Here is a 26,011-nt window from a genome sequence, read left to right as displayed (position 1 = left end):
ACGAATCACCACCAGGGACTACTTTGCGATTGAAAATGATCGCGTAGCTTTCGCAAGCCACGCTTCAACAAGCCGGCAACGGCGGTTTCAGATTTTCCCATGCGTTCAGTGATCTGCGAAAGCGACAAGCCTTCCATGTACCGCAAACGAATCGCTTCGGCTTGTGTTTCCGGCAAGCTGTGCAACGCGTTTAACAATTCCAAGACCGCTTCGCCTCGGATCGCCACACCACTGGGGCTGGTGGTGCTGCCCGGCATCTGTTGGATCCACGCGGCATCAGACCCTTGCTTTAAATCGCCAACGGTGACTTCGCGTTTCAGCGATCTTTTTTGTGTCGTCACATGTCGTGTGACCGCCGACGCCACGTTGTGTTTCAACATGCCACGCAACCATGCGGCAAATTCCGCCGGTGTCGTGCCACGAAACTGGTGCAGATCCCGTTTGGCTTCCAGGTACGTCCACTGGACCAAGTCCAACGGGTCGATCCGTCGTCGCAGCCGTTCCGACAAATAACGATGAGCCAACATCAACAGATAACCACGATACTGATCCAACAATCGACCGAACGCTTCGTTGTCACCTCGTTGGGACGCCACCAACAACTGGGCCGTCGACATCGACGTGGGGTCGGAATCGGCCGGCGGGCCTGGCGGAAGGCTGGTCATAGAGTCGATCATGGGGTCGAAAGCTCGGTCCGCGGCATCCGGTGACGCGTTGATCCAAACGGCACGATCCGACACGCTGTGTGACGCCTCGCAGTTCCCCCTAATCTAATCAATCCTCGGTCGGGCTGAACATCGATCCATTTCCGCCCCACGCATCGAGCGGCCATCGACAGGATTGCCGGCAATGGCGTCCAACCTCCGTCCTCGCACACCTTTCAGTGAACCGATGAACAAATCCACGCAGACGATTTCTCGTTTCCCAGCTTCAACGGGTCATGATCGCCCCAGCAATGTTGATCCGATGACGATTCGTCGATCGCGAACAATTCTTGGCAGGTCGCGGGAGATCTTTTTGGCCCTGTGTGGCCTGACGATGCTGGTCGCCGGGTGTGGCCAACGGGTCAGCGACGGGACCGCCGACGACGAATCGAGCAGTGAATCCGTCACGAATACTGAATCGGTGACGGACACCTCGAAGACTGTGGCCGAACCCGTCGCTCCCGACGGAACGAAGTCCGCCGAGAAAAGCGAACCGGAGATCCGGTACGAGCCATGGCCGGCAATCGAGAAGCGAATCCAAGCCGGCGGCAAGGTCACCGTGGTCGATTTCTGGTCCTTGTCGTGCGAACCCTGTTTAAGAGAACTACCGTCGTTGGCGGAATTGGCCAGGGAACGAGACGATGAATTTGACTTCGTCGCCATCGCCGTCGACTTCGATGGACGCCAGACCAAACCACCGGAAAGCTATGAGCCCAAAATCCTTGCCGTTTTAAAGGCCCTAGATGCAACGTTCGAAAGCTATCTGTGCGAAACAGCAAGCGACACCGTTTTCCAAGCCATTGACATTCCGTCAATTCCCGCCGTGTTTGTTTACGGGGCGGACGGCAAGCTGTTGAAGAAATTCGTCGACACCGGAGACACAGCAGGCTTCACCTATGAAGACAATGTCATCCCCTTCTTGGATGAACTGGCATCCGGTTCCTAGACGCTTCGAGTGACGGAAACGGAAGACTTTCCCGAACCATTGATCATTGCGGCATCACCAAGGCGTACTGATCGGACGGGTTTCCCGATCACTTGACCGACGAAAAACGGCCCCTGCAGTAAAACTGCCGGGGCCGCTTTTCGATTGGTTTTGCCAGGCTGAGTTCAGACAATATTCATTGTCTGGGAGTACAGCATGTCGGTTGCCGATCAGTCGTTGGAGGGCAACAGAACCGCGTCGATGACGTGGATCACGCCATTGCTGCACATGATGTCCGTCTTCACGACCTTGACTTTGTCGTTCAAGATCACGCCTTCATCGGTGACTTCGATCTTGACGTTTCCGTTCAAGGTCTTCGCCGAATCCAACTTCACAACCTTGGCGGCCGGTGCCTTCGCGGCAACGACGTGGTACTTCAAGATTCCGACCAGTTGATCTTTGTTTTCGGGCTTGAGCAAGGTTTCCAAGGTGCCCTTGGGCAGCTTGCCGAACGCGTCGTCGGTCGGGGCGAAGACAGTGAACGGGCCTTCGCCGCTCAGGGTTTCGACCAATCCCCCCGCCTTGACGGCGGCGACCAGGGTCTTGAAGCCGTCAGCACCAACGGCGGTTTCTACGATGTTCTTCTGTGCGTGTTCACCGCTCTTGTGATCGTCAGCTTTGGCGACGGCGGGAACGATCATCAGGGCGGCCAGGGTCAGCATGAAACGCTTCATCGTTTCGGTTCCTTTTTCGGATTGTTAACAGACGTTAGGAAGTTCATTGGCCTGTGGGGCGCCCCCCGTGACAGGCGTCGGCATTCGCGAATCGGCAGACTGTAGAGACGCGGCAAGCAAGATCTTGAAAAATTTTGCCTCGGTGATCCCTCGCATCCGCGAAACCCTGTACGGCTGGCGTGGTTTGAATGAGAGTACCGCGAGCGGGAGTGGGCCCATTTTTGTGCGTCGCACGCACCCGATCGTCTTCTCTTTATGTCAACTCCCAACACGAGTTCCCAAACGATGAAATTGACGCGTCTGACCGCCTTGGTCCTGTGCGTTGCTGTGATGGCATTGATCGCATCTGATGTTTCAGCCCAAGGCGGACGTGGCGGCCGCGGTGGTGGCGGTGGCGGTTTCGGAGGCCGTGGCGGCGGTCCGGGTGGCCCCGGTGGTTTCGGCGGCCGTGGTGGCGGTCCCGGTGGCGGCGGAATGCTGCAACTGCTGCGAATCGATGAAGTTCGCACCGAACTGGATCTGATGGACGATCAGGTCCAAACGCTGGAAAAGGTCGGCCGTGACATCGTGGAAGAAATGCGTGGCGACATGCCCAATTTCCGCGACATGAGCGATGAAGAACGCCGAGAAGCCTTCGCCAAGATGCAAGAAATGCGTGAAAAGGTGGAGAAGAAGACTCGCGAGCAACTGGAAGAAGTCCTGTTTCCCGAGCAGTACGACCGCCTGAAGCAAATCAACATCCAAGTCCAAGGCATCAACGCACTGCGTGACGCTGAAGTTGTCAAAGAGCTGGGTTTGAGCGACGAGCAAAAGGAAAAGATTCGCAAGGTCGGCGAAAATTTGCGTGACGGCATCCAAGAAAAGATTGCCGAGGCCCGTGAATCGGGCGATCGCGATAAGATGCGTGAAGCGATGCAGGAAGCCTTTGCCGGTATGCAAGAAAAGCTGGAAACCGAAACCCTTGCCGTGCTGACCAGCGAGCAAAAGAAAAAATTCGAAGAAATGAAGGGCAAGCCTTTTGAAATGCCCGAACGCCGTGGCGGATTCGGCGGCGGCCGCGGCGGATTCGGTGGCCCCGGCGGCGGACCCGGAGGTGGTCGTGGCGGACGCGGTGGCGACGGCGGTGGCCGTGGCGGTCGCGGCGGTGGACGTCCCGAGTAATTCGGATTCCCCACGGACAGTGTCGTCCCGCGGCTTTACGCCGGACGCGGCAAAACGCGTCCGGTAAAAAACAAACCGCACTCGGTTGTCGCTCGTACGCTCCGACGACACCGATAGGGACAGACACTCATTGGGTGAGTGTCTGTCCTGCTATGGTTTGATCGATGGCCTGGCAATCGTCACCGGTTGCCAGGCCATTTTTCTGCGCTCCCCAGGCCGACTTTCACGTGCGAGGGGCGATTGCGGCCAGCCAAGATCAGCCAGCCTGACGCTGCAGCAGGCGTTTCACTGCATCCACGGTTCGGCCGGTCGCCCCCTGATGCTGGGCCACGTACCGACGTGCGTTGATCCCCAGCCGATCTGCCGACGGCACATCATCCAGGCACCGCCGAACGAATTGGTTCAGTTCACTCTCGTCCTGGACCCGCACAGCCCCTTGCACATCCAACAATCCGCCTGCGATCGCCGCAAAATTCTTGGTATTCGGTCCGAAAGAAACCGCGCACCCGTAGCCAGCCGGTTCCAGCATGTTTTGACCGCCGCGATCACCAAAGCTGCCGCCGACCGTCGCGATCTGGCTGACTCCCCACCACTGACGCAGTTCACCAATGGTATCGACCAAGATGACGGTATCGGCATCCCAGGCATTGGATACGGCATCAGCCGATCGACTGCGTCGCCGCAATGAAAGCCCCGAATCTTCAATCAGCTGGGCGACTTCATCGAATCGTTGTTGATGACGCGGAACCAAGATGAAACGCAGCTCGGGATGCTCCGGTGCAAGATCTTGAAACACTGCCAAAGCCATCGCTTCTTCACCGGCTTGTGTGCTGCCGACACACCACACCCGTTGCCAGGGCGCGACGCCGGCCCAATCCGCCAACGCGAGCACCCTGGGATCGTCACGGTTGTCCGGCGCACCATCAAACTTAAGCGAACCGGTGACATCCACGTCGGAACATCCACAATCACGAAATCGCCGAGCCGCAGTTTCGTCTTGGGCTCCCAACCAGTCGATCCGATGGAATGTGGGCTTCAAGAACCAGCCAAACTGTTGATAGCGACGAGCGCTGGTCGCACTCAGTCGGCCGTTGATGACCGCGACGGGCACGCCCAGTCTTTCGCTGCACCGGATCAAGTTGGGCCAAAGCTCCAACTCCGTCAGCACTAACATTCGGGGACGCAATCGGCGGATCGTCGACTTCACCGCCCAAGAAAAATCCAGCGGGCAAAAGAACACACGATCCGCCCCGAAACGGTCCACCGCCAAGTCGAATCCCGTGTCCGTCGAAGTGCTGACTAGCAAGCGGAACTGAGGCAACGCGTCCTGAACCGCGGGTACCAGGCTGGACAGCAAATTGACTTCGCCGACGCTAACGGCATGAAACCAGATGCACGGCCTGTCATCGCCACGCAATCGTTCGGCATCACTGGGTGACAGGCCCCACAGTTTCTGTCGCCCGCCACGTCGGTACCGACCATGGGCAATGACGCGATACAAGATCCACGGCGACGCCAACGCCAGCATCAACAGATAGACGAAATTGGCGAACATGGATCATCATCCGTGATCGAATTCCGGAGGCCATTCGCCGGTCACCGGAATCATTGATGTCGTGTGTGCCTGACTATTCGACGGTCTTCCGCATGCAGCACGACTTGTACTTCTTTCCGCTTCCGCAGGGGCATGGATCGTTTCGACCGATCCGCGGACCTTGCCGGCGGATCGGTTCGGTCTTCGACTCTTCGCCGCCGCGGGATTCATTGCTTTGCTGAGCGACTTCCTGGGCCTGACTTTGCGGGGCGGGTGCGGATTCCTTGGCCGTGCGTGCATCGACCCAAGTGCTGCGGATGAAGTCTTCGTTGAACGACTCCATTCGGAAGATCAAGTCGGTGACTCGTTCGCCGATGTTTTCCCACATGGCGTCGAACAAACGCATGCCTTCGCGTTTGTATTCGACCTTGGGATCCATTTGGGCATAGCCTTTCAAGCCGACGCTGCTGCGTAGATGGTCCATCGTCAGCAGGTGGTTCTTCCAAGCTTCGTCGACGATGTTCAGCAAGATATGCCGTTCCATCCGACGCATTTCAGGGTGGAACCGATCGTCCAGCGCGCCGCTGACGGTCAATTCCATTTCCTTACGCGTCATCCGCGCCAAGTCTTCGGCCGGCGTGTGGTGGTTCAAATCCTCTTCCAACCACTTGGCCATCGTCGACAGAGTGCCGTTACCGCCGGCGGCAACGGCCGCGGTGGTCGAATCGTCCGCGTTGCTAAACAGGTCTTTCAAACGCTGTTGGGCGGCGGACTGTTGGCTTTCGACGTCGCCGATCGCGTTTCGGCTGTACTGGACCAACTGTGCCTTCAAATCGTCGCGGTTCAGCTTGACATCGTCGACAGGCAATTCAACTTTGAATCGACCGCGGACCCAATCGACCAAGCCCTCGCGATCCAAGGATACTTGCGCGCCCTGTTTTTGCGTGAAGCGTGAAATACCGGTCAGCACCGGGTACTCCGCTTCCTTCTCCGCATAGGCGTCTTCGGCCCGCTTCATCAACGCAGCGGCGACTTGGCGACGATCCTCGACTTCCCGGAATTCTTCCGGCGTGACTTCGATACCGAACTTGTGTCGCATCCAAGCGCACAGGGTTCGCAGCCCGAACTCGGCATCCAGCAACGGTTGGCCTTCGGACAGATCGGTCTTTTCAACCAGTGCGTGTGCTTTTTCGATGAATTCGTCGATCATGTCATCGCGATCCATCCGTTTCAGCTGGTGGTCCTGGTAATTGGCTTCCAGCCTCGTGTTGGCCCAGTGGGTCAATGCTTTCCAGTTCCACTCGTCTTCCATGCCCTCGGGCAGGTTTTCTTCGACCGCTTCGTTGACGGTCACTTCCGATGCCCGTTCGGCCTGATCCTTGGCATAAGAATCCGCCATTTCGAAATCCATGTTTCGGAATTCGCGCGGGTCCAACTGGCACTTCAGTTGGGCACCGGCGAAGGCGGCAAACGATTCAACGCCATAATCGGGATCCAAGAAGGTTTCCACAAACTTGTCGATTTGGCCATGGATCAATTCCAGCACCATCTGGCGGCTGCTGTGTCCGTCCATCAGGTTTTGGCGATAGCGGTAAACGCGTTTCCGCTGTTCGTCCATGACTTCGTCATAGTCCAACAGACTCTTTCGAATTTCGAAGTTGCGTTCTTCGACCTTCTTCTGTGCCGCGGCGATACGTCGTGTGACCAGCGATGATTCGATCGCTTCGCCTTCTTTCATTCCCAGACGTTCCATCATGCTCTTGACGAAATCGCCGGCAAAAATCCGCATCAAGTCGTCTTCCAACGACAGGAAGAAGCGACTGGAACCGGGATCACCCTGTCGGCCACAACGTCCGCGAAGCTGCAAGTCGATCCGTCGTGATTCGTGGCGTTCGGTCCCCAGCACATACAGCCCGCCGATCTCGCGAACCTGCTGGCCTTCGACCGACATGCTTTCGCGCTCGTCGATTTCTTTGACCAACGCGTTCCATTCGTCGTCGGGGACATCCAAACGCGTCGCATATTTGTGTTGCAACTGCGCCCAAGCCATCGTCTCGGGATTACCGCCCAAGATAATGTCGGTCCCTCGACCGGCCATGTTGGTGGCGATCGTGACGGCACCCAGGCGACCGGCCTGGGAAACGATTTCTGCTTCACGGCCGTGATTCTTAGCGTTCAAGACGTCGTGTTGGATGCCACGTCGTTCCAACAACTGGCTCAGGCGTTCGCTCTTTTCAATGCTGACCGTCCCGATCAGGACGGGGCGACCGTGGCGTTCGATCTTGGTGACTTTTGAGCGCGGAACCGACTCCGCTTGTTTCTCGTTCTTCAGAATGATTTGGATCGATTCGTCGTTTTCATCTTGGATCTGGCCCCAAAGTTCGGTGCCGTCTTTGATGGTCAGCACATCCCACTTGTTGGTGCGTTCGACTTCATCGGCCAAAGCGGCGAACTTGTCTTTTTCGGTCAGATAGATCAGGTCGGGGTGTTCGATCCGCTCCAAGACACGGTTGGTCGGGATCGCCACCACGTCCAGTTTGTAGATCTTCCAAAACTCATCGGCTTCGGTCATGGCCGTCCCGGTCATACCGGACAGCTTTTTGTACATCTTGAAGATGTTCTGAAGCGAAGCGGTCGCGAAGGTCTGCGTTTCCTGTTTGATCGGCACGCCTTCCTTCGCTTCAACGGCTTGGTGAAGCCCGTCGCTCCACTGTCGACCTTCCATCAAGCGTCCGGTAAATTCGTCAACGATGACGATTTGGCGATCTTTGATCACATAATTGACATCACGCTTGTAAAGGAAATGAGCCTTCAGCGCGTTGTCGATCAAGTGCGGCCATTCCATGTTTCCCGCGGTGTAAAAGCTTTCCACACCGGCCAGTTCTTCGGCCTTGCGGACGCCGTCATCGGTCAGCGTGACGTTGTGTTGCTTTTCATCAACGGTGAAATGCGTTTCCTTGGTCAGCTGTCGCGCGACGCGATCCGCTTCGCTGTATCGTCCCAGGTCCAGGTCAGCGGGGCCACTGATGATCAACGGTGTCCGGGCTTCGTCGATCAAAATATTGTCGACTTCGTCGATGATGGCGTAGTTCAGCGGACCTTGGCACTGCTGGGCTTCGGGCGGATAACGGTCGTCGCCCTTGGCCGCCGGTCGCATGTTGTCCCGCAGGTAATCGAAGCCGAATTCGTTGTTCGTCCCATAGGTGATGTCGCACATGTAGGCCGCCTGTTTTTCGGCGATCGACATGCCCGATTGAATGGCGTTCACCGTCAGGCCCAGATTCATGTACAGCGGGGCCATCCATTCCATGTCTCGGCGTGCCAGGTAATCGTTGACCGTCACGACGTGAACGCCCTTGCCTTCCAAGGCGTTCAAATACGCCGGCAAGGTCGCGACCAAAGTTTTCCCTTCCCCGGTGACCATTTCGGCGATGGCACCGCCGTGAAGGACCATGCCACCGATCAGCTGAACGTCATAGTGGCGCATGCCCAAATGGCGACGGCTGCCTTCGCGACATACCGCGAACGCTTCTTCCAAGATGTCATCCAGCGTTTCACCGTCGCGCAACCGCTTGCGAAACAAAGCCGTCTGTTCACGCAATTCCTCATCGGACATTGCCTGATACTTGGGCTCCATTTCCGTAATGCGATCGGCACGCTGTTGCAGCTTGGCGACCTGACGCGCGTTGGCCGATCCAAAAACGGAGGTGAACAGGCGATCGAACGATCCGAATAGACCGCCGAAAAGGAGCCCGAGGGCGTCCCAAATTCTTTCCAAAATTGACATGTTTCTTGTGGGGGTGGATCGTTGGACGATCAGCGGCCGCCCGATGGGATACGGCCCAAGTGGGGCGGGACCACACCGCAAAAAGCGGAAAATCTGCCGTGATCGGACGGACCGATACAGGCTGTGCAAGCGTGTTCTTTAGCAGGCAGCCACCAAGTGTGCCAGTTCAACGCACCGGTGGCGTGTCCGGGGCGACCACCTCATCCCGAGCGGGGCCCAATAAAATCGCCGTAACTTGTTTCAAATTCTCAAGTTACGGGCTTAAAGAATTTGGGTCAACTGAAGAACTTTGGCGATCCTGCCGGCAAGGCCCTGCGACGTGACCTAGCTTTCGGCGGAACATCCATCGAAATCCGCGCCTGACATGCCCCAAAGTCCAATCACCACCGACGTCCGCCAGCGATTCGGGTTGCGTATCGAACGTGACCTGCTGCAACTGGCCATCGCCACGCCGACCGAGGGTCCGAGCCATCGGATCACGATCGAGGCAATCCACTGTCCGCGTCCCGACGGATGGCTGAGTCCCGCGGCACAGGACGACCTGGTGGATTGCTTGGTCAAATGGCGACACAAGCACCAGATGGACCAGGGCATCACCGTGGCGTCACTGGACGGCGATTATTGCGTAACTCGGATCACGACCGGCCATCCCCAGGACGTCGACAGTGAATTGAACACGCTGGGCACACGAATTCCCCGTTACCTGCAGCTGGGCCCGGGTGAAAAAGTCATCGGGTCCTTTCGCGAACGTTTGGCTGCGTCGGTCGACTACGCCGTGACCGGTGTTGCCAGCCGTGGCGTGATCGAAACGGTCTATGAAGCCTTTCGGGCCGCGGATTTGAATATCCTGTGGCTGGAACCATCGCTGAACAGCCTTGCGCGGCTGGCCGGGCACCTGGGCCACTGCAACGCGGCACCGACCCTGATCGCCGACGGAACCGGCCGCCAATGGGACGTGGGCATCGCTTTCGAAGGTCGGTTGCTGTTGGATTACCGTCCGGCGGCGGCCAACAACGAACAGGGATTCCACGACGCGGTGATCAATCACCTGGAACGGCTACGCCGATTTTGCCAGCGACACCGGCAATTATCCGACGGAAATTTGAGCGAATTGCTGATTTGTGGCAGCCCCGAAAAAGCCAAAGCCGCCGCGGATCTGTTTGACGATTCCCACGACATCGACGCCGCCGTGCTGAACGTGTCTGGTGGCGAATTCATCCTGGAACAGTCGGAACACGAAAGCGGCACCACGGCGGTCGTGGCCACGGTGCTGCCGCTGTTGATCGGAATCCAAAACGACGGTGTTCCCGATTTGTTGGACCACGTCCGCCGTGCACCGGATGTTTCGACCACCACACAAGTTCTTCGGATCGCTTGGCCGGCGCTCGTGGCGGCCGTGCTGTTGCTGGGATCGTTTGCAATGGTCCACCGTCAACGTGGTCTTGCCGATCGTGCCATCCAACGACGCGAAGCCATGCAGGCCGAGGTGTATCGCACCAAGGCACGCATGATGACCTTGGCCCAGCGACGCCAACTGGTGGACCACTTTGGACGCATCGAAAAGGGTGCGGCGGAACCGCGTTGGAATCTAACGCTGCGCCAGATCACGCAGAGTTTGCTGGATCGCTGCAAGTTGAACAGCTTTCACGTGGAAGACGGTCACCAGATCCTGCTGGACGGCACCGTCACCGATGAATCACTAGTGTATGAACAAGTCAGCCAGTTTCGCCGGTTGCCTGAGGTCGAACAGGTCGCCTTGAAGGCCACCAACCCGGAACCCCAAACCCGCGGCATTCGCTTTTTGATCGGGTTACATCTGCACAAAGAAACATTGCCTGTCGTCGACTCGACGTCGGAGGACTGATGTCATGCAAAGACTTAACACCCGTATAGTCGGACTAATCGTGGCAACCGCAAGTTTGGGGGCAATCATCGGCATCGGACTGCCCTGGGTCGATGAGTACTTTGAACTGCGACGCGATATGGCCGAGTTCGACAAGATGGAAGTCGAACTGACGGCAATCCGTCAACGCGGTCTGCGTTTGGCCAAGATGGAAAGGGAACTGAATGAACAACTGAAATCGCTGAACGACCGTTCGGTGATTCCCGAAAACCGGTCCGATGTCCGGGAACGACTGGTCGAAATCGTGCGTCAAGGCGGCGGGCGGATTCGAAGTTTAGAAGTCCACACCGGAAACAAACGGCCCTGGGCGACGGTAAACGACGATCCGACGGCGGAAGTGATGCCTGAGTTCGCAAGGATGTCACCTTATGACCTGCATTCACACGACGTCGATTTGCGTGCGGACGGCAGCCTGGAAGCGATTGAAAAAATCCTGACGGCCATCGGAGGCCAACGCTGGTACATGACCACGCGAACGATGAACGTGTTGCCGACGATGAAACCAGAGGCGCCCGTGGCACTGGAACTTCGCTTCACCGTGTTCGGCCTGCACGCCCGCCCCGATGAACCCGACGAGGATGTCGCAAGACGTCCGATACAACACACACGACAACTACTTCTTCATTAGGCCCTTTGCCATGGATGGCAACGCCGATTCGCATTCTCTCGACGCCAAGGACGCGGGCAACGGCCGACGGTTCGCCGCCATGCTGCGCGTCGTCGGGCGTGACGGCGTTTGTGATACCCAGCACGTCTGCGGGGCCGACAGCGTTCAACGCCCCACAACAGATTTCACGAAACCGACCGGACAATACTCCGCCGCCGCGTGGAGCATTGCGTTCTCGGCCTTTTGTCTTGTCATTTGCTGCACGCCATCGACCAAGGTCTGTGGCGACGGATTGACACCCCTGGGACTTCGGCCGCTGACCGCGGTGCCGATCGCGCCCGGTGAAACGCCACTGGATTCTCGCGGACGCCCCATGCTTTGGCGCCCGCAAGCTAAGGTCATCCGATCTGGCGATCCGGTTTCGATCGCATCGGCACAACAAGATTCATCGTCCGCAACAACGTTCACCTCGTCAGGCACGTCCAACGAAGCGAACAACGTCCCATCGCTCGGACCAACGCAGCCCATGGGAACATCGGCCACGTCAACGACGATGCGTCCGACCAGTGTTGCCGAGGCACTGGACCGACGGGGGACCGTGACGTTTCGCGAAACTCCGCTGCAAGAAGTTGTTTTCCTACTAAGCGACCTTTGGCAGATCAACATCGTCGCCGGTGAATCCGTGACGGGAAGCGTCAGCGGGACATTTCATGAAACGCCTTTACGAGAAGTCCTTTCGGCGATCCTGTCGGCTTCCGGTTACGGTTACAAGCAAACGGGCAACAGTCTGATCGTATTGCCCGTGGACCAAGTCGGAACGGACGATCCTGGATTCGTCTCGCGCACCTTGCAAATCCCGCCTTCGGATGACCCAGCCGTGGTGGTCGATGCGGCGCGGATGCTGTTGTCCGAACGCGGCCAGATGTTGGAAGTCGGACAACAGCGTGTGTTGGTCAAAGATTATCCGGATCGGATCAGCCAGGTCGAAAACCTTTTCGGAAACCTGTCGCCAACGACGCCTCAGCAAACTGGTACGTCACCTGGCCCGACGCCCTCGGCAGCGCCGACGATGGCGGCGGCAGACGTCCTGGGCACCGATTCCAACGATGAAATCCGCATCTTCGCTTTGCAGTACGTGGAAGCCGAACAGATGCAGGAATCACTGGCGTCGATCCTGGGCACCGACGTGACCGTCGCGGTGTACATCGACGAGAACCGCATCTTGGTCCGTGGCGATTCTCGCAGCGTCGATCTTGCCCGTCGGGCAATCGAGCAACTGGACCGACCACGCCCACAAGTCCGCATCACGGCGTTGATCTACGATGTCGGGATGAGCGAACGCGAAGCCCTGGGCATCAACTGGTCGGGCGGACGCAACCTGGGATCGGCGACTCGATTGAGCGCGCTATCGGATCTGGTCACGCCGATCGAAGACGCCGCGACCACCGCCGTTGATACAACCACCGGCGCGGTGGCAACAACCACCGAAACGGTGCTGACGAAGTCCAGTAGTTTCCTTTTCGGGACGTCAGGATCGAAACTGAACGTCGAGGGCCTGATCGTCGCGTTGGATCAAACCGAAGAAGCCAAGTTGCTGGCCAATCCCAGCATCACCGTTGGCGACCGCCGTCAGGCGGAGATCAAGATTGTCGAACGACTGCCCGTCCAAACCGCCCAGCAAAGCGTCGGTGGTGCCGTGGCGGACATCGAATTCGAGGACGCCGGTATCACATTGACCGTCCAACCGCGTATCGCAGACGACGGAACCATCGAACTGAATGTTGCACCGGAGTTCAGCACCAAAGTCGGCGAATTGAATGGCAACCCGATCATTGACAGTCGGAACGCGTCAACGGTCGTGCGGGTTGCCAACGGCGAGACTTTCGTGCTGGGCGGCCTGCGTCGCCGACGCGTTGTCGAATCGCAAGCTGGCGTTCCCTACCTGAAAGACATGAAGTTTTTCGGGAAGCTGTTTCGCAGTCACGACACGGAGATCCAGGAAAGCGAATTGATCGTTTTCATTCGTCCGGAAATGATCACCCCCAACCACGTCGGGCTGCCCCGGGAACAGCATGCTGCTCGGGTCACTGATTGCCTGTTGGACAGTGTCCCCTACGCCACGCAATGCCCGCTGACGCCCGACTGTCGCGATCCGAATTGTCCCAACCACTATCCACGCGCCCGCGTTAACGGTGGCTCACGTGAATTGGAGATGATCGGGGGCTATGGTTCGACCATGAATCCGATGATGCACGGCAACCCCACCATCATTAGCGAAAGGGTCATCTCCGAATCGTCCGTACCGGAATCAACGGTCCAGTCCCCCACGACTTGGCATCCTTCGGAATCACCCGACGACATACCGGGCGAAATGCCGATGGACATGGAAAGTTCGCCCGAACCGATGCTGTTTGAACCCGTGATCGTGAAGGAACCCCGACAATGAAACGCTTGCCAGATGAATTTAAATCGGGGCGATTTCACTGGGTTTACCTGGTCGGTTCGATCGGTTGTGCGACCACGCTGGGCTGTGGCGACGCGGCCACCACCTTGGAAGCGATTCAAAACGCCGTCCCGGTCCGAGGCATCACCGCGACGCCAAGCCAGGAGTCCCAAACCGCCGATGTTCAAGCGACGCCGGTCGCGTTCGATCCGGTCAGCCCTGATCGGGTCAATCCCTTTGTGTACCCCGGCGGTGAACAAGACGAACGAAGTGGGTTCGCCGTACGCGGTGCGAACGCATCCCAAGTGAAGGTCTTGGGGTTTGCCGACGTCGGGGTCCCGCGCGTGTTCTTGCGGATCGAAGACGAAACCAAAATATTGCGTGAAGGCGACCAGGCGATGAATATCCGGGTGGTCAAAATCAATCCACCCAATGTCGTCCTGGCCATCGATAACCTGACTTGGACGGCGACGATGTTCGACGATCGGTGAAGCGGCTAAGCTTGGGGAGAATCGTGACCTCACTTCGTCACCACATCCCCCAAAGCCGAAACCGATGACGCGTCCCCACCATCGCAATCTTGCCGTTACGTTCACCGCGTCCCTGTTACCCCTGGCATTGGTGGTGCTGGTCGGATGCGGTGGCACCGATTTGGCGACCGTCCCCATCGAAGGCGACGATGGATTGCCGGCGGAATCGTCCGAACAGGATGCCGGATCGGACGACACCAATCCGACGGCCGACGACGACACCGCCTCATCCCCGAACGACACCGCCGATCCCGCGGAGTCCGCATCCACATCGATTTCCAGTTCGGTGCCGATGATGACCCAAGAAGCTTTCTTTGCCGCCGCCGAAGAAGGCTTGTCCGATGCGATTCGCAGCGGCATCCGTCAAGGCCTGGACGCGGACGCCGTCGGTCCCGAGGGCCGGACCCCGCTGCAATTGGCTTCGTTCAACGGACACACCGAAGTCGTCAAGTTGCTGTTGGATCAGGACGCGGTCGTCGATCACCGTGATTCCGCCGGTCGAACCGCACTGATGTACGCGTCAACTGCCGACAACGTTGACACCGTTAAACTGCTGCTACGTCGTGGTGCGAATCCCAACTTGGCCGACAAGGTGGAAAACTTCACGCCGCTGATGTTCGCCGCAGCCGAAGGTCAATTGTCCGTAGTGGATCTGTTGCTGGACGCCGGGGCCCGAGTCGATTCCAAAGACATCGACGGTGATACCGCTGGCGTGTTCGCGGCGGCCAACGGCCACGCGGAAGTCGCCAAACGCTTGGAGGCGATTGCGGAGACCGAACAGTGAAATTCAGTCGTATGGAAATCGAACTCGCCCGTCAGTTGAAGGGCGACGGTTTGAATTGGACGCCCGCGGTCGGCCATTTCGTCTGGGATGAAAACGGCTTGATCGAAGCCGATTCGCCGTTTCATGACCGAGTCTTTTTCATCCTGGACATGAAGCATTTCTTGCGTCGCAGCAAGACGATCGAAGCGTTGCAAGATGCCTGCGTTTGGTTGCCGACTTGGGAAGACGCCCGCGATTGGTTGATCCAGCATGGTGTCGACGATGCGTTGATCGCCCAGCGTTTGCAACAAGAAAAGGCGATCGAATCCCGAACCGAACGATTGGTCCTGTACCGGATGATCGCCGAGAACTTGTAGCCATTTCGTCAGCCGCGCCGCCCGTTTGGACGGCGCAAGCGAGATTTTCGCGTTGCCCTTGAGTTTTCGGTCGCACTAGGGCAACGGCAAAACGATCGGATCGTTTTCGGCAAACGAAACCTGTCCGGCTTCACCGTTTATCTTGTATTCAACGGTCAATTCCTTGGGGGAACCCGGTGCCGGATCGCCACCCAAAGCCGAGTTGTACTGACTTTGGGGCAGACAAATCAGCGGGGAATCCCCGGCATGCTGTCGCAGTAATTCGGTCACATCCTTTTGCTTGTCGGCCGAACCGTACTTCGCGGAAATGATTTCGATATCCATCGGTTTGCCCCACAGCGGCTGCAACGCTTTGGCCGTTTTGTCCGTCACACCGACCAACTTCAGCACGACCGCAGCGGCGGCGATCGCTTCGGGTTTCATCTCGGCATCTTGCCCAACCTTCACCGCAACATTCAACATGGCCGGTGTTGGATAGCGACGGACGACGTCCAAAATCAAACGCTTTTCCTCCTCGCGATCAGCCACCTTCAACGCGTCATTGGCCATTTGCAATCGGTCGCGATTGTTCATCGTGAATTGACGTGCGATCCGCAGATGACCACGTAGAGCGCGGATTCGGTACGCGTGTGAGGGCTGGGACGCCAGTTCCAACAAATAAGGTGCGGCGTCGACGGTCATCCAAGTCCCCAGCAAACGCGTCGCAGCGTCCTGGATTTCACGATCGTTGGATTGCGCCGCGTCGGCCAATGCCTTCAGCGAACGTTCCCCACCCATCGCGGTCAACAATTCCAGGGTCGTGATGCGATCTGCGGTTGAAGCATTGGCGGCCGCCTGATCCAGCTTTTCCGCACACGCATCGCGATCGGGCATACGCACACAAGCCGCACGCAATGCGTCCAGCGATGCCGCCGCGTCGTCGTTGTCGGCATCGAACGCTCGGGCCATCAACATCCCCAAGTCGTCCATTGTGGCGATCTGGCCTATCGCCTGAAGGGCCGCTTCGCGGATCGAAGCATCCTTTGCATCCAAGGTGTCAATCACCATCGACTTTGCACCGGCGATCCGTCGCGCGCCGACCACACTTAACAACACTTCCTTGGCACGACCGTCAGCATTTTTCAGCCGGCTGATGACCGCGTCTTCCAATTGGTCATCGGGCAACAGTGAAAGCGTTTCCAGTGCCGATGCCACCACCACCACGTTTTCGTCATCGGCGGCGGCCAACAAAGCGGGCAGGGCGGTGACGTCGCCGATCCGCTGCAATCCTTCGATGGCGGCCAACCGCACGGCCAAGTCCTCTGACTCGGATTGCCGAATCAAAGCGTCTTGTGCATCGTTATCGCCACGTTCGGCCAACCCGGTGATCAGCAAAGCGCGTCGGGACGCATCGACTTTTTCAATGGCATTGACCAATGCGTCGGTGGCACCATCGCCCGACAGTTCGCGGACAGTTGTCAATGCGATCCCTTGCTTGGCGCGGTCATCCGACTTCAAGGCTTCGATCAAACGATCCACGCCGTCGGATCCACGTGACAGTATGCTTCCGCGAATCGCTTCGATCTTTCGCTGCGGTGGAACGTCAGCGGCGGCGACCGAATCGTAAATCTGTGCCGCGGCGTCCGACTGATCTTGGGCCATGGAATTTTCGGCGACCAGAATCAGTCCTTCGGCCAGTCCTGATCGGACGGTCATGTCATCGGCCGATGCAAACGCCGACTGGAGGGCTTGCCGTGCATCGTTGCCACCAATGGCCCCCAGCGCGACCGCGGCGGCGACCGCCACGTCGGCGTCCTGGTTCTGCAAGGCATCGATCAGCGATGGCACCGCAGCACGTGTACCACGAATGCCCAGAGTGTTGATCACGCCGATCAACGAACGTCCGTCGATGTCGGCCATGGATTCGATCAAAACTTGGTCGACTTCTTCACCCGGAATGGCTTCTAGGGCGATGCGGGCCCATGACACCATTTCGGGATCACGCAGCAGCGGCGCCAACGCTTCGGCCGCTTTGGGCGAACCAAAGACCGCCAACTTTTTACAGGCGATTGCCTTTTGTGGTTTTCCGGCATCTTCGGATACCAGAATCTCGATGAGCGTCTGTTCGTCTTGTCGGAAACCATCGGCGGCGGGAGCCATCGTCGGCACAGCCGTCAACGCGGCGACCGCGGCCAAGAATCCGAACCGTATTGCAAAGTATCGCATGGTGAGTGGACAGGATTTCAATCAAAGGAGGGTTGTTTCGGTGGGAAGGTCGCCGCGTGAGATTCGTGCAAACTCACGCGCTATCATTGCCGGATGGATCCGACATTCCTTGGACAAGCGTGTCGGCTACATTCGCCACGGCGCGCGGGTCGCTTCGCTGCGCAAGCGATTGGCTTCCGCATCGTCTTTGAATTCCGCCTTCACCGGATCGAATTCCAACTCGCGATCCAGGAACAAAGCGATGTTCGCCGCGTGACAGGCGATATGCGAATAGCAGGCGGCCACCGCATTGGCCTTGGGTTGGCTGCGTGTTTTCACACAGTCCAAGAAATCACGCACATGGAACGTTGCCGGATAGCCAGCGATTTCTTCGACCTTGCGGCCGGCCAACAGTTCATTGCTGCTAAGCACAAATTTGCCGCTGTCCCCCGTTTCGACCCAGCCGTCTTCGCCTTCGAATCGCACCGGGCACGACCCCAACGGCAACCAGTCTTTTTCACGCAACACCAGTTCGACGCCACTGGCGTACGTGGAAACCATTTCGCCATCACGCGGCGGCGAGTACTTCACCGGCGCCGTGCGATCGGCACCGGCGGCCAATTGGCACAGATCCACACAGTGGGATCCCCATTCCAAGACGCCACCGCCGCCAAGACCACCGACGAAACCGCCCCCTTTTTCAAAGTGGAACGCGGCCATCATTTCGTGGTTGTAGGGACGATAGGCGGCGGGGCCCAAATACATGTCCCAATCGACTTCTTCGATCGGCGGTGCATCTTCGGGCGGCATCCATCCGCTGATCTTTGCCGTCATGCCACGCGGGTGCGCGTAGACGCGTTTCAGTTTGCCCAAACGTCCGGACGCGGCCAGTTCACAGGCAAAAGCAAAATGCGGCAGGTTTCGGCGCTGGGTCCCGGCTTGGAACACACGCCCGGTGCGACGCATCACATCAGCCAACTGAAAACTTTCGGCGATGTTCTTTGTACAGGGCTTTTCGCAATACATGTCTTTGCCCGCACGTGCCGCTGCACACGCCGCGGTGCCGTGCCAGTTTGGGCCGGTCGCAATCAACACCGCATCGATATCATCGCGGTCCAACAATTCGCGAAAATCTTGATAGGTATCACAGTCGCTGTTGCCGTGGTGCAAGTCGGCCAACGCTTTGATCGCCTGGCGTTGCTTCTGCTTCACATCACAGACGGCCAGGAATTGCACATCGGACTGTTCGAAGAAACATCCAAGGTCGTAGGTGCCGCGACGCCCGATTCCGATCCCGCCCACCGTGACGCGATCGCTTGGCGGAACCGCAGCCCCCAAGCCCATCGTGGGGCCGGAAACGAAATAGGGTGCGGATACCGCGGCCGCGGCGGTTTTTAGAAATCGACGACGGGATGCGGCCGCAGGATTCCCGTCTGCTTTGGACGGGCTCGGCCGACAACCTTTCGAGGAAGAGGACACCTGATGCGACATCATGCTTCTTTTGGCTGCGTGGAAGGCGGGAAAGACTGACGCTGGCGGGGCGCCCGTTGGGTCCGCCCGATCCACGCTTCTTCAATCGCGTGGATTTCTACGAACGGGCCAAGGGGCGATTAAGCCCAGTCTAACGAAACGCCCGTCGCGGCGTGTCCATCAATCCCAAATCGGCAGCAAGCAGAAACGTCGCAGCATTCGATCGACGCCGCGATCCAATTCGGCCTCGCGTGTTTATCGGCCGAGTGAATGTCTAGTGAATTCGGTACGGCTGTTTACTGGTACGCCGTGCGACACCGGATTCGATCGCCGCCGTTGACACTGCGTCGCTGACCGCACGCGCGACACGGCGGTCGAACACGCTGGGGATGATGTAGTCGTCCAAGATGTCTTGTTCCGGAATCACCCCGGCAATGGCTTGCGCCGCCGCCAACTTCATCTGGTTGTTGATTGTCGACGCACGCACCTTCAACACGCCGCGAAACAAACCCGGGAAGCACAGCACATTGTTGATCTGGTTCGGAAAGTCGCTGCGCCCGGTCGCCATGATCCGAACGTGCGGGGCAGCCAATCGCGGATCAATTTCGGGATCCGGATTGGCCAACGCAAAGACAATGGGTTGATCGGCCATCGCCTGGATGTCTTGGACGGTCAACACGTTGGCGGCCGAAACACCGATGAACACGTCCGCACCGGCAATGACTTCGCCAAGTTTGCCCGTCACTCGGTTGGGGTTGGTGTTGTCCACCACCCAGCGTTTCACCTTGTCCAATCCGTCGGCCGGAACGATGGCTCCTTCGCGATCGCACACGATGACTTCGCCCGCACCGGCCAAGTTCAACATTTTCACGATGGCCGTTCCCGCGGATCCCGCACCGTTGATCACAATCCGCGCTTTGGCGATTGATTTGCCGACACGCTTCAATGCGTTTTGCAATCCTGCCAACACGACAATCGCCGTCCCGTGTTGGTCGTCATGAAAAACGGGAATCTCTAATTCGGCATCCAATCGTTCCTCGATTTCGATGCATCGCGGCGCGGAAATGTCTTCCAGATTGATGCCGCCAAAGGTCGGCGCCAAATGCCGAACCGCTTCGATGACTTTTTCGGTGTCCTGGGTGTCCAAACAAATCGGAAAGGCATCAACGCCGGCAAATTCTTTGAACAGCATCGCCTTGCCTTCCATCACGGGCATCGCCGCGCGTGGACCGATGTTGCCCAATCCCAGAACGGCCGAACCATCGCTGATCACCGCTACGGTGTTCTGACGGATCGTCAAAGAAAACGAGGCATCCGGATCGTCCGCGATGGACCGGCACACTCGAGCGACACCGGGCGTGTACGCCATCGACAAATCGTCCCGTGTCTTGACCGGCTTGGTCGGTAGCACTTCGATTTTGCCGCCCAAGTGCATCAGAAAGACACGGTCGGAAACGTTGACCACCGACACGTCATCCAACTGACGCAACTGATCGACGATCTCGGTCCCGTGCTCGACGTCTTTAGCGCTGACCGTATAGTCGCGCGAAACCATGCCGTCGCCGACCTTGACGATATCGACGCCGCCGATCGATCCACCCGCCTGGCCGATTGAATCGGTGATCCTTTCCGCCACTCCAGCAATGTTGGGATAGCGCAAACGAATCGTAACGGCGTAGGTCGGAGCTGGTTCGTACATGAGGGTTGTGGCACCCGTGGTTTTGGAAGGCGTCGCGAATCGTGAAAAGGATCCCCACGGCCCGGCCCCGGGAAAACCCGGAGACATTGGGATCCGTCGGACGCATTTTCTACCACGTGCGACATCTTGCCCGAAGCGGAGACAACCGACGGGCAATGCCAAAAACCCTTTGCACGACCCAGCGGCACGGCCAGCGGAAGTCGATCCGCCCACGCCGGCCCGGTTCTATACCGGCTCCGGCCCACGCCAGCTTTCAGCCACGCCCAAGCGTGCGACGACGTCGATTCGCTCCGCCGGGCCCGTCGCTAGCGAGAGCCGGTGGGCGGGGCTGTCACCGGGCCCCCGATGCCCAAGCCGATTCGAACTCGGGTCGCGTTTCCGCCAAAATCTCGGCCAATTCAGAACGAGTCGACGGGGTCAGATGATCGAAGTCACCCGAGGTATCGTTGCCCCGCAGCACGTCAGCGATCCGCTGATAGATCACCCCACGCACTTCGTCAGGCAGCGAGTTCATGGCATCAGAATAAATCAGATAGCTGCACGGATAGCGGAATAAACGCGTCCGCAGATCCAGCTGCCTCAGCGACCGCCCCTGGGAATCGAACGGCCCGCGTCGCTGGAACTGCTTGGCAAAGTCGGACGTTCCGCTGACCGAATCGGTCAAAGCAAACTCATCGCACATCAACAGATGACGCACCACCTGGTCGGCACCCGCTTGGATGCGACGCCGGGCGCTGTCGCTGATGAAACCCTCCGGACGTTCCAACAACTGATTCATTTCATAGGACTGATGCAGCGCCGAACGTGTCTCATAATTGGCGGCGGCAATCGCATTGTGGGTCTGGGTCTGATGTTCCATCACCATCAACGCGACCAGATCGCTGTGGGGGGATAAGTACTGATCGGTGTCGAAGAAGTCCGACAGGTCGTTCACGTTCGCCCCTGGGTCGCGATCAAACGACGTGTCATCTCCCTTGCACAAAGTGTTCCCCATGTGACGCATTGATCCGTGGCGTCCGGTGACGTACCAACCGCCCCAGCGATCGCGAAAGTCGCTGGTGTGATCGGTGACGAAGGTGCCACTGCCGAATTTTGGGCGACCGGCCGCGTCGGCGAACACGCTGCGGACCAAATACCCGGGCACGTCTTGCGTACGGCTGGACGCATGACAAGTCAGACATCCGCCGCGGTCCCGCACAAGCGCCGGTCGTTCGGTACGTTCCTGTTTCAACGTGTAGAAGGTCGCGCCTTGGTGGGCGTCGGTGGCCGCGACTTCCAACACGTCGCCTTTTTGGCAATAACCGATGTAGACATCGTCGTTGAAGTAGATCGCTCGGGGACGACGTGGCGAAATGCGGTGAATCTGCAAACTGGTCTTGGAAAATACCAACATCTGCGAACTGACCGGAACCTCCAATTCGCGCAGCACCGCCGGCAGGTAGCCGAACGTTTCGTCGAACGCCAAAGTCGTCTGGCCATCGTCGATTCGCTGCTGAAGCCGCGCCACCGCGTCGTCGACGTCCGCGTTCAGATAATCGATCGGCGGTCGTTCATAGGCCGCGCGCTGGGCCGACGCAGTCGCCCCCAGTAGGAAGATCGACAAAACACACGGTCCGAGCGACCGATGGCCGGGGCGGACCATTGCCAACACGGCACGGCTGCAACGACGCAGAAACATGGAAAATCTGGCGGATCGGGGGAAAGAACAACGCCGAAGTCACAAACGATGTGCCCCAGCATACTCGATTCCTACACCCCAGGGTACAGAATCCAGCGGGTCCAGCAGATTCGGGTCGCCGCCACGCCGCGGCGGCGTTCCGGACCTGGCGAAAACGCCGCTGGTTCCGAGCCGCACGCGGCGCCGGTATCCTGCGTGCCCCTTTTCGAATCGTCCCGTTTTCTATCTGTGGTGCCCATCCAAGATGCCCGACTTTTATCAGCACGACATGATCACGACGGTTCACGACCTGCAGTCGGCGACGCTGACGCAGCTCGAAGACCTGATCCGTCAATCGACGCAGGCCAGCAAAATCGGGCTGGTGCTGCCCGTGACGGCATCGGACATGCGTGCGGCGCCCTTTGATCGGATCGTGCAGGAATTGACCGAAGCGGATTACGTTCACACGATTGCCGTCACCCTGGGGGTCGCCCCGGACCAGGACGATTACACCGAAACGCTTCGCAAAGTCGCACCGCTGGGCGATCGTGCCAAAGTCATTTGGACCGACGGACCGGAAATCCAGGGCCTGTATCAAGAACTGATCGATGCCGGGATTCCCGTTTCAACGCCGGGCAAAGGCCGCAGCGTTTGGACGGCGTTCGGCTTCTTGTTGGCCGACCCGCAAATCGACACTTTCGTTTTGCACGACTGTGACATCGTCGATTACGACCGCATGTTACTGTCGCGGCTTTGCTTGCCGATGGTGCATCCGGCGCTGGACTATGAGTTTTGCAAAGCCTTTTACGCTCGCGTCACCGATCGCATGCACGGCCGCGTCGTCCGCTTGCTGGTCGCGCCCTTGTTGCGTGCGATGAAACAGTGTTTCAGCGACAACCATTTCATTCGCTTTCTGGGCAATTTTCGGTACCCGCTTTCGGGCGAATTTTCGCTGACCCGCAACCTGGCACGCAGCAACCGCATCCCCAGCGACTGGGGTCTGGAAGTCGGCACGTTGGCGGAGGTCTATCGCAACACATCGCTCAAACGCGTGTGCCAAGTCGACCTGTGCCGGCTGTACGAACACAAGCACCAAGCGATGTCGGTCGAAGACAAGACCAAGGGCTTGATGAAGATGGCCATCGACATCCTGTGCACGATTTACCGCACCCTGGCCAGCCAAGGCGTCCAGCTTAGCCGCAGCAATTTCATCACCCTACGAGCCTCTTACCTACGGGCCGCACAAGACTGCATCCGTCAACATTCGGCCAACGCGGTCGTCAACGACTTACAATTCAATCGTCACGACGAAGAGGTCGCGGTGGAATCGTTCGCCGAATGCGTCACCATCGCCGGCGACCTTTTCCGCAACGATCCATCGGGTGCCGAAGCGATCCCCAACTGGACCCGCATCCGCGCCGCATTCCCCCATTTCGTCCGGCAACTGCGCGACGCCACATGAGTGCCAAAGAAGACCTGAAATTCGCGAAAGAACATCGGATCGCCCCCGGCAAGCGTCCCAATTTGAAGAAGCTGGACACCAAAGTCGGTGGCCCGTTTGACGATAAAGATGACGCAAAGGCATTCACGGCGGATACCAATCACAAGATTCGTGATCTGCAGTACCGCATGTTCGTGGAAGAAAAACAGTCTTTGCTGGTCGTCCTGCAGGCGCCCGACGCGGCGGGCAAAGACGGGCTGATCCGGAAAGTTCTGGGCCAGATGAATCCCCAGGGGTGCCGGACTTATCCGTTCAAAGTCCCCACCAAGGAAGAACGCGCCCACGATTTCTTGTGGCGGATCCACCGCTGCACCCCCGCGGCGGGAAAAGTCAGCGTGTTCAATCGATCCCACTACGAAGACGTGCTGGTCGTCCGTGTGAATGACTTGGTCCCCAAACGGGTATGGAAGGATCGATACAAGATCATCAACGACTTCGAACACATGCTGGCCGAAGCGGGGACCCAGATCCTGAAGTTCTACCTGCACATCAGTCCGGAAGAACAACTGGAACGATTCAAGAAACGCTTGGACAATCCCGACAAGCACTGGAAACTGAACACCGGTGACTACGCGGCCCGCGATCAGTGGGACCAGTACCGCGAGGCTTACGAGGACGCGATCGAACAATGCAACACAGATCACGCCCCCTGGTACGTCATCCCCGCTGATCACAAGTGGTATCGCGATGCATCGGTCGCGGCCATTGTTTGCGACACGTTGCTATCGATGGATCCACAACTGCCTCCGGTCGACGTCGACCTGGATGAAATCCGGTCCCTGTACCAGCGCGAAGCCGCCGAATTGGGCAAAGCATCATCCTCATGACCATTGAACGAAATCCAACACGTGCCGTTCGTATCGGCACGATTACCATCGGTGATCACAACCCGATCGCGGTCCAAAGCATGACCGCGACCAAGACACAGGACACCGACGCGACCATCGAACAGGCCGAAGCGATCCGCAAACGCGGCGCCGGTGTGGTCCGCATCGCCGTGGACAGCGACAAGGATGCGGCCGCCCTGGCCGTGATCCGCGACGGCACCACGGCCAACTTGGCGGTGGATTTGCAAGAAAACTTTCGCTTGGCCGAAAAGGTCGCGCCGTACGTCGACAAGATTCGATACAACCCCGGCCACCTGTACCACCACCAACGCGACAAACCCTGGCAAGACAAAGTCCGCTTCATCATTGACCAAGCGGCACAGCACGACTGTGCCATTCGAATCGGCGTCAATTGCGGTAGCGTCGATCCGGCCAAAAAAGAAAAGTACGACCCGTCCGATTCCATCACGCCGATGCTCCAAAGCGCGCTGGAACACTGCGAGTTCGTCGATTCACTGGGCTTTGATCGCTATGTCGTTTCGCTCAAAGACAGCGATCCGAAGCACGTGGTGAAAGTCAATCGCCGCTTCGCCCAAGCCCGTCCCGATGTGCCGCTGCATCTGGGCGTGACCGAAGCCGGGATGCCGCCGGAAGGCATCATTAAAACTCGAATCGCTTTTGAGCAGTTGATCGGTAAAGGCATCGGCGACACCGTCCGCGTTTCCTTGACGTTGCCCAACCCGCGTAAACCCGAAGAAATCGACGCAGGACAATCGATCATCGATGATATCTACGCCGGACGCGTCCGCAGTGTGGTGAACTTCAACGAAGGTGGGCTGAACATCATCAGTTGCCCCAGTTGCAGCCGCGTTGAAAACGAAGCCTTCGTGGAATTGGCCGCCGACGTCAAAGTCATGACCGAATACGCCAAGCAATACGACATCACGATCGCCGTGATGGGATGCCGCGTGAACGGTCCTGGTGAAACCGACGACGCGGACTTGGGACTGTGGTGCGGTCCGGCCAAAGTCAATCTGAAACGCGGCCCCGAACCGTTGGGTGCTTTCGGTTACGACGAGATCTTGGATCAATTGCGGATGGAATTGGACAAACTGATTCAACAGAAAACCGCTTCGGCCAACTCGTGAAGATCATCGACAGGTCAAGTTTCTTGACTCGGCAGTCGCCCCACACAGCGGCGTGAC

19 protein-coding genes are annotated in these 26,011 nt (G+C 58.3%); 11 read left to right on the top strand and 8 right to left on the bottom strand.

The window, feature by feature from the left end; genetic code table 11:
• Window positions 1-5 precede the first annotated feature (5 nt).
• On the bottom strand, window positions 6-677 hold the full coding sequence (locus HFP54_RS19080; protein WP_235952052.1) for a sigma-70 family RNA polymerase sigma factor: 672 nt from the start codon (window positions 675-677) through the stop codon (window positions 6-8).
• A gap of 289 nt (window positions 678-966) precedes the next feature.
• Here HFP54_RS19080 and HFP54_RS19075 point away from each other — a divergent pair, with 289 nt between their 5' ends.
• The gene (locus HFP54_RS19075; RefSeq protein ID WP_168566402.1) at window positions 967-1,650 is read left to right on the top strand and encodes a TlpA disulfide reductase family protein; all 684 of its coding nucleotides are present in this window, start codon (window positions 967-969) and stop codon (window positions 1,648-1,650) included.
• A gap of 209 nt (window positions 1,651-1,859) precedes the next feature.
• Here HFP54_RS19075 and HFP54_RS19070 read toward each other — a convergent pair whose 3' ends face one another.
• A complete protein-coding gene (locus HFP54_RS19070; RefSeq protein ID WP_146415790.1) occupies window positions 1,860-2,363 on the bottom strand; it encodes a fasciclin domain-containing protein in 504 nt (167 codons plus the stop codon).
• 285 nt (window positions 2,364-2,648) lie between these two features.
• Between HFP54_RS19070 and HFP54_RS25290 the strand changes: the two genes are divergently transcribed.
• A complete protein-coding gene (locus HFP54_RS25290) occupies window positions 2,649-3,524 on the top strand; it encodes a Spy/CpxP family protein refolding chaperone (RefSeq protein ID WP_197138268.1) in 876 nt (291 codons plus the stop codon).
• Between the two features lie 256 nt (window positions 3,525-3,780).
• Here HFP54_RS25290 and HFP54_RS19055 read toward each other — a convergent pair whose 3' ends face one another.
• Complete coding sequence (locus HFP54_RS19055; protein ID WP_168566401.1) at window positions 3,781-5,079, bottom strand: 3-deoxy-D-manno-octulosonic acid transferase; 1,299 nt, start codon at window positions 5,077-5,079, stop codon at window positions 3,781-3,783.
• A gap of 73 nt (window positions 5,080-5,152) precedes the next feature.
• On the bottom strand, window positions 5,153-8,845 hold the full coding sequence (locus HFP54_RS26240) for a preprotein translocase subunit SecA (protein WP_168566400.1): 3,693 nt from the start codon (window positions 8,843-8,845) through the stop codon (window positions 5,153-5,155).
• Between the two features lie 364 nt (window positions 8,846-9,209).
• Here HFP54_RS26240 and HFP54_RS19045 point away from each other — a divergent pair, with 364 nt between their 5' ends.
• The 6 genes from HFP54_RS19045 (at window position 9,210) to HFP54_RS19020 (ending at window position 15,468) form a co-directional block, all read left to right on the top strand.
• On the top strand, window positions 9,210-10,709 hold the full coding sequence (locus HFP54_RS19045; protein ID WP_168566399.1) for a hypothetical protein: 1,500 nt from the start codon (window positions 9,210-9,212) through the stop codon (window positions 10,707-10,709).
• Window positions 10,710-10,749: 40 nt separating this feature from the next.
• Complete coding sequence (locus tag HFP54_RS19040) at window positions 10,750-11,376, top strand: hypothetical protein (protein WP_168566398.1); 627 nt, start codon at window positions 10,750-10,752, stop codon at window positions 11,374-11,376.
• Window positions 11,327-13,801, top strand: a complete 2,475-nt coding sequence (locus HFP54_RS19035; protein WP_168566397.1) for a secretin GspD/PilQ domain-containing protein — start codon at window positions 11,327-11,329, stop codon at window positions 13,799-13,801. The genes HFP54_RS19040 and HFP54_RS19035 overlap by 50 nt, the downstream gene beginning before the upstream one ends.
• Complete coding sequence (locus tag HFP54_RS19030) at window positions 13,798-14,289, top strand: hypothetical protein (protein WP_146415796.1); 492 nt, start codon at window positions 13,798-13,800, stop codon at window positions 14,287-14,289. The genes HFP54_RS19035 and HFP54_RS19030 overlap by 4 nt, the downstream gene beginning before the upstream one ends.
• Before the next feature lie 64 nt (window positions 14,290-14,353).
• Window positions 14,354-15,112 (top strand): ankyrin repeat domain-containing protein, encoded by a 759-nt coding sequence (locus tag HFP54_RS25775; RefSeq protein WP_197138272.1) that lies wholly within the window; start codon window positions 14,354-14,356, stop codon window positions 15,110-15,112.
• Window positions 15,109-15,468: a hypothetical protein gene (locus HFP54_RS19020; protein WP_168566396.1), complete on the top strand. Its 360-nt coding sequence runs from the start codon at window positions 15,109-15,111 to the stop codon at window positions 15,466-15,468. The genes HFP54_RS25775 and HFP54_RS19020 overlap by 4 nt, the downstream gene beginning before the upstream one ends.
• A gap of 75 nt (window positions 15,469-15,543) precedes the next feature.
• Here the strand turns inward: HFP54_RS19020 and HFP54_RS19015 are convergent, their stop codons facing one another.
• From HFP54_RS19015 to HFP54_RS19000, 4 genes are all read right to left on the bottom strand, one after another.
• Window positions 15,544-17,673 (bottom strand): HEAT repeat domain-containing protein, encoded by a 2,130-nt coding sequence (locus HFP54_RS19015; RefSeq protein ID WP_168566395.1) that lies wholly within the window; start codon window positions 17,671-17,673, stop codon window positions 15,544-15,546.
• A gap of 126 nt (window positions 17,674-17,799) precedes the next feature.
• Entirely contained in the window at window positions 17,800-19,131 is a 1,332-nt protein-coding gene (locus HFP54_RS19010; RefSeq protein ID WP_231604830.1) for a Gfo/Idh/MocA family protein, read from the bottom strand.
• Window positions 19,132-19,396: 265 nt separating this feature from the next.
• The gene (locus HFP54_RS19005) at window positions 19,397-20,821 is read right to left on the bottom strand and encodes an NAD-dependent malic enzyme (RefSeq protein ID WP_146415799.1); all 1,425 of its coding nucleotides are present in this window, start codon (window positions 20,819-20,821) and stop codon (window positions 19,397-19,399) included.
• A 331-nt stretch (window positions 20,822-21,152) separates the two neighbouring features.
• Entirely contained in the window at window positions 21,153-22,424 is a 1,272-nt protein-coding gene (locus tag HFP54_RS19000; RefSeq protein WP_235952051.1) for a hypothetical protein, read from the bottom strand.
• A gap of 319 nt (window positions 22,425-22,743) precedes the next feature.
• Here HFP54_RS19000 and HFP54_RS18995 point away from each other — a divergent pair, with 319 nt between their 5' ends.
• Genes HFP54_RS18995 through ispG form a run of 3 tightly spaced genes read left to right on the top strand, consistent with a single transcriptional unit; the run spans window position 22,744 to window position 25,954 of the window.
• Window positions 22,744-23,940, top strand: a complete 1,197-nt coding sequence (locus tag HFP54_RS18995) for a glycosyltransferase family protein (RefSeq protein ID WP_146415800.1) — start codon at window positions 22,744-22,746, stop codon at window positions 23,938-23,940.
• Window positions 23,937-24,806, top strand: coding sequence for a polyphosphate kinase 2 family protein (locus HFP54_RS18990; protein ID WP_168566394.1), 870 nt, complete (start codon window positions 23,937-23,939; stop codon window positions 24,804-24,806). The genes HFP54_RS18995 and HFP54_RS18990 overlap by 4 nt, the downstream gene beginning before the upstream one ends.
• Window positions 24,803-25,954: a (E)-4-hydroxy-3-methylbut-2-enyl-diphosphate synthase gene (gene ispG, locus HFP54_RS18985; RefSeq protein ID WP_168566393.1), complete on the top strand. Its 1,152-nt coding sequence runs from the start codon at window positions 24,803-24,805 to the stop codon at window positions 25,952-25,954. The genes HFP54_RS18990 and ispG overlap by 4 nt, the downstream gene beginning before the upstream one ends.
• Window positions 25,955-26,011: the final 57 nt, after the last annotated feature.

Source organism: Crateriforma spongiae (genome assembly GCF_012290005.1).
GTDB classification, from domain to species: domain Bacteria; phylum Planctomycetota; class Planctomycetia; order Pirellulales; family Pirellulaceae; genus Crateriforma; species Crateriforma spongiae.
Note: the sequence above shows the minus strand (reverse complement) of the source record. Positions and strands in the feature narration are given on the sequence as shown.

Bases quoted from the DNA above. Each gene is read 5' to 3' on its own strand.
- HFP54_RS19080 (WP_235952052.1), bottom strand. From the start codon at position 677: ATGATCGACTCTATGACCAGCCTTCCGCCAGGCCCGCCGGCCGATTCC.
- HFP54_RS19075 (WP_168566402.1), top strand. From the start codon at position 967: ATGACGATTCGTCGATCGCGAACAATTCTTGGCAGGTCGCGGGAGATC.
- HFP54_RS19070 (WP_146415790.1), bottom strand. From the start codon at position 2,363: ATGAAGCGTTTCATGCTGACCCTGGCCGCCCTGATGATCGTTCCCGCC.
- HFP54_RS25290 (WP_197138268.1), top strand. From the start codon at position 2,649: ATGAAATTGACGCGTCTGACCGCCTTGGTCCTGTGCGTTGCTGTGATG.
- HFP54_RS19055 (WP_168566401.1), bottom strand. From the start codon at position 5,079: ATGTTCGCCAATTTCGTCTATCTGTTGATGCTGGCGTTGGCGTCGCCG.
- HFP54_RS26240 (WP_168566400.1), bottom strand. From the start codon at position 8,845: ATGTCAATTTTGGAAAGAATTTGGGACGCCCTCGGGCTCCTTTTCGGC.
- HFP54_RS19045 (WP_168566399.1), top strand. From the start codon at position 9,210: ATGCCCCAAAGTCCAATCACCACCGACGTCCGCCAGCGATTCGGGTTG.
- HFP54_RS19035 (WP_168566397.1), top strand. From the start codon at position 11,327: ATGTCGCAAGACGTCCGATACAACACACACGACAACTACTTCTTCATT.
- HFP54_RS19030 (WP_146415796.1), top strand. From the start codon at position 13,798: ATGAAACGCTTGCCAGATGAATTTAAATCGGGGCGATTTCACTGGGTT.
- HFP54_RS25775 (WP_197138272.1), top strand. From the start codon at position 14,354: ATGACGCGTCCCCACCATCGCAATCTTGCCGTTACGTTCACCGCGTCC.
- HFP54_RS19015 (WP_168566395.1), bottom strand. From the start codon at position 17,673: ATGCGATACTTTGCAATACGGTTCGGATTCTTGGCCGCGGTCGCCGCG.
- HFP54_RS19005 (WP_146415799.1), bottom strand. From the start codon at position 20,821: ATGTACGAACCAGCTCCGACCTACGCCGTTACGATTCGTTTGCGCTAT.
- HFP54_RS18995 (WP_146415800.1), top strand. From the start codon at position 22,744: ATGCCCGACTTTTATCAGCACGACATGATCACGACGGTTCACGACCTG.
- HFP54_RS18990 (WP_168566394.1), top strand. From the start codon at position 23,937: ATGAGTGCCAAAGAAGACCTGAAATTCGCGAAAGAACATCGGATCGCC.
- ispG (WP_168566393.1), top strand. From the start codon at position 24,803: ATGACCATTGAACGAAATCCAACACGTGCCGTTCGTATCGGCACGATT.